A 3,415-nucleotide genomic window follows, 5' to 3' on the forward strand; every position below is an offset into this window, starting at 1 on the left:
CTTCGCGGTCGTTCCGCCCATGTCGTACGAAACGACGGAGTCCAGGTCGAAGCGCCGCGCCACGTCGGCCGCAAAAATGGCACCGCCGGCCGGACCGGACTCGACCAGGCGCACCGGAAATTCGGACGCGGTTTCCACCGAGATCAGTCCGCCGCCCGAGTGGATCATGAACACCGGACAGTTCGCCCCCATCTCCTTCAGCCGCACCTGGAGGCGCACCAGATAGTCGGCCATCTGCGGCCGGACATAGGCATTGGCGCAAACCGTGTTGAAGCGTTCGAACTCGCGCATCTGCGGCGAGACCTCAGCGCTGATGGAAATCGGTATGTCCAGCTTTCTGGCGAGGATCGCGCGTGCCCGCTGCTCATGCACCGGGTTCATGTAGGAATGGATGAAGCCGATGGCGACGGCGCCGAAGCCGCCCGCGGCGATGCTGCCGGCGATCTCGTCGAGCGCTGCTTCGTCCAGCGGCTGCAATTCCTTTCCGTCCGCGCCGATGCGCCCCTTGACCGTATAGCGATGCTCGCGCGGGATCAGCGGCGGCGGCAGCTTCAGGTTCAGATCATACTGTTCGAACCGGTTTTCCGTGCGCATCTCGATGACATCGCGAAACCCTTCGGTGGTGACCAATGCCGTCTTGGCGCCACGCCGTTCGATGAGCGCGTTGGTCGCCAGCGTGGTGCCGTGAATGACGATGTCGAGGTCCGCCAGCGTGATGCCGGCGTCGCGCACGACAATCTCGATCCCGTCGAGGATAGCCTGTTCGGGGGCGGCATAGTTGGTCAGGATCTTGGTCGAAAAGATCGTGCCGCGCACATCGACCACAATATCGGTGAACGTGCCGCCGATATCCGCGCCGAGACGAATGTCATTTGCCGTACTGGTCATGCGTTGGCCTTATGCGAAGCGAGCGCTGCGTCGCGCATTTGGGAAAGGGTTTGACGCGGCGTGATCGCCTCCGGGGAAATATCCAGCTCCAGGACCGCGCCGGTCGCGGATGCCAGCGCCCTGCCGAAAGCGCCGGCGAAATCGCTGGTCGCGCCGACCCGCTCGGCGTGGAAGCCATAGGCCCGGGCGATGCCGACGAAATCCGGGTTCTCGATGTTCGTTCCCGACACGCGCGCCGGATAGTGCCGCTCCTGATGCGCGCGGATGGTCCCGTAGATGCCGTTGTTCAGGATGAGGACGATCGGCTGCGCCCCGGCCTGCATCGCCGTCCCCAACTCCTGGCAGTTCATCTGGAAATCGCCGTCACCGGCAAAGCAGACCACCGTGCGTGAGGGAAAGGCCACTTTGGCCGCGATGGCCGCCGGCAGGCCGTAGCCCATGGCGCCGGATTGCGGTGCAAGCAGCCGCGCCTTTGGCCCGAATTTGAAGAACTTGTTTGGCCACACGGTGAAATTGCCGGCGCCGTTGGTCAGGATGACGTCGTCGGGCAGCGTTTCGCGCAGCCAGCGGCTGACTTCGACCATGTCGACCGGGCCCGGCTGGGCAGGCGCGGTGAACGTGCCCTCATAGCTTTGGCGTGCCTGCGACCGCCACGCGCCCCAGTCGCCCTTGACCGGCGAGAGCGCCTTGGCGAAGGCGTTCGGCCCGGCATGGATGCCAAGCGCCGGCACATAGATCTTGCCGATCTCGCGATCCGAAGCGTGGACATGGATCAGCTTCTGCTTCGGCTGGGGCACGGACAGCAGCGTGTAGCCATCCGTGGTCATCTCGCCGAAGCGCACATTGATCGCCAGGATCACATCGGCGTCCCGGATCAGCTTCTTGACATGCGGGACCATGCCGACACCGGCCTCGCCGACGAAGACCGGTGAGCCATTGTCGAACTGATCCTGGAAGCGGAACGCCGCGACCACCGGAATGTCGGAGGTTTCGGCGAAAGCCTGGAGCACGGCACGCCCGTCAGCTGACCAGTTGGCACCGCCGATCAGGATGACCGGTCTGCTGGAGGCGGCCAGCATGGACCGGGCCTCGGCCAGCGCATCGGCATCGGCCGCGGCCTCGAACACCCTGGCAGGCCCGCTGAGCGCCGCGACATCGGTCGGCGTGGTCAGCATGTTCTCGGGCAGGGCGATCACCACCGGGCCGGGCCGCCCGGTGAGCGCCGTGGTCCAGGCCCGGGCAATGATTTCCGGCAGGCGCTCGACAGCGTCGATCTCCACCGCCCATTTCGCCATCGTGCCGAACACCGCGCGGTAGTCGATTTCCTGAAACGCTTCGCGGCCGCGCATGTCGGTGCCGACCTGGCCGACGAACAGGATCATCGGCGAACTGTCCTGCATCGCCGTGTGCACGCCGATGGACGCATTGGCGACACCCGGTCCGCGCGTCACGAAGCAGATGCCCGGCGAACCCGTCAGCTTGCCATAGGCCGAGGCCATGAATGCCGCGCCGCCCTCGTTGCGGCACAGCACGTAGTCCAGCTTTCCACGAGTGTCGTGCAGCGCGTCCAGCACGGCCAGATAGCTTTCGCCCGGCACACCGAAACTCTTGGTCGCGCCGAGCGCGATCAGGCATTCGACAAGAAGGCGACCGCCATTGCGGATCATGCTGCGACATCCTTCATTCAGGCGGCAAGCGGATCGAGCCTGCCTTTCAGATTCATACGTGCACGCTGGCGCATCGAGACGAAACCAAGAAATGCCGTCTATTCGAAAGTTTTTCTTTCCCGAGAGGCGCGAACCAGGACGTCCGGGTTCATCGTGCCCAGCGGATCGAACGCGCCTTTGAGCCGCGCCATGAGCTCTCGCTCCACCAGGCCGCGATTGCGGTCGGCCATGACCACCTTTGCCCGGCCAAGCCCATGCTCGGCGGCAAAGCTGCCGCCCATCTGAGTGGCAAGAGATGACAGCGCCTCTGCGAACAGCTCGGCCTTGCCGTCGAAATCGGCACGACCTTCCGGCGGAGACAAATTGTAATGGATGTTTCCGTCGCCGAGGTGCCCGAACGGGTTTATCCGCACACCGGGAAGAATGCCGCCGCAGATCTTCGCGCCAGCCTCGACGAAACGGGCGATTGCACCTGGAGGGACGGAGATGTCGTGCTTGAGTTGCTCGCCTTCCAGCCTTTGTCCCTCCGGTTGCTCCTCGCGCAGCCGCCAGAATTGTGCCCGATGCGCACCTGTCGCCGCCAGCGCGCCGTCGCTAACCAGGCTCTGTTCCATGCCCCATTCCAGAGCCGAAGCCAGGATCTCGTCCAGGGGAACGCGTGACGACCCCGATGCCAGTTCGACCAGCAGATAGACGTCGCCCCGTGTCTCCAGTTGGTAGGCAAGGTCGGGCACGTGCTTGAGCGCCAATCGCAGGCCCACATCGGAGAAGAACTCGAGGCCAGTCAGGAATTCCCCGGCCTCGCCGCGCAGGAAGGCGCCGAACGAAACGGCGGCGGCAAAGTCGGGCAGGACCAGAAG

General features: G+C 64.7%; 3 protein-coding genes. All 3 read right to left on the minus strand.

The features are described from left to right. Positions 1-888 (minus strand): hydantoinase/oxoprolinase family protein (locus EN991_RS28460; protein WP_164769429.1); only part of this gene is annotated, 888 nt, incomplete at its 3' end. Then, a complete protein-coding gene (locus EN991_RS28465; RefSeq protein ID WP_127367401.1) occupies positions 885-2,555 on the minus strand; it encodes a thiamine pyrophosphate-binding protein in 1,671 nt (556 codons plus the stop codon). The genes EN991_RS28465 and EN991_RS28460, both read right to left, overlap by 4 nt. A 98-nt stretch (positions 2,556-2,653) precedes the next feature. Then, on the minus strand, positions 2,654-3,415 hold a 762-nt coding region (locus EN991_RS28470), incomplete at its 5' end, for an FAD-linked oxidase C-terminal domain-containing protein (protein ID WP_281058815.1).

Origin of the sequence: Mesorhizobium sp. M7A.F.Ca.US.005.03.2.1 (genome assembly GCF_003997795.1) — a bacterium.
GTDB classification, from domain to species: domain Bacteria; phylum Pseudomonadota; class Alphaproteobacteria; order Rhizobiales; family Rhizobiaceae; genus Mesorhizobium; species Mesorhizobium ciceri.

What these genes read in the sequence shown, in the direction of transcription:
- EN991_RS28465 (WP_127367401.1), bottom strand. Translation starts at nt 2,555, where the DNA reads ATGATCCGCAATGGCGGTCGCCTTCTTGTCGAATGCCTGATCGCGCTC.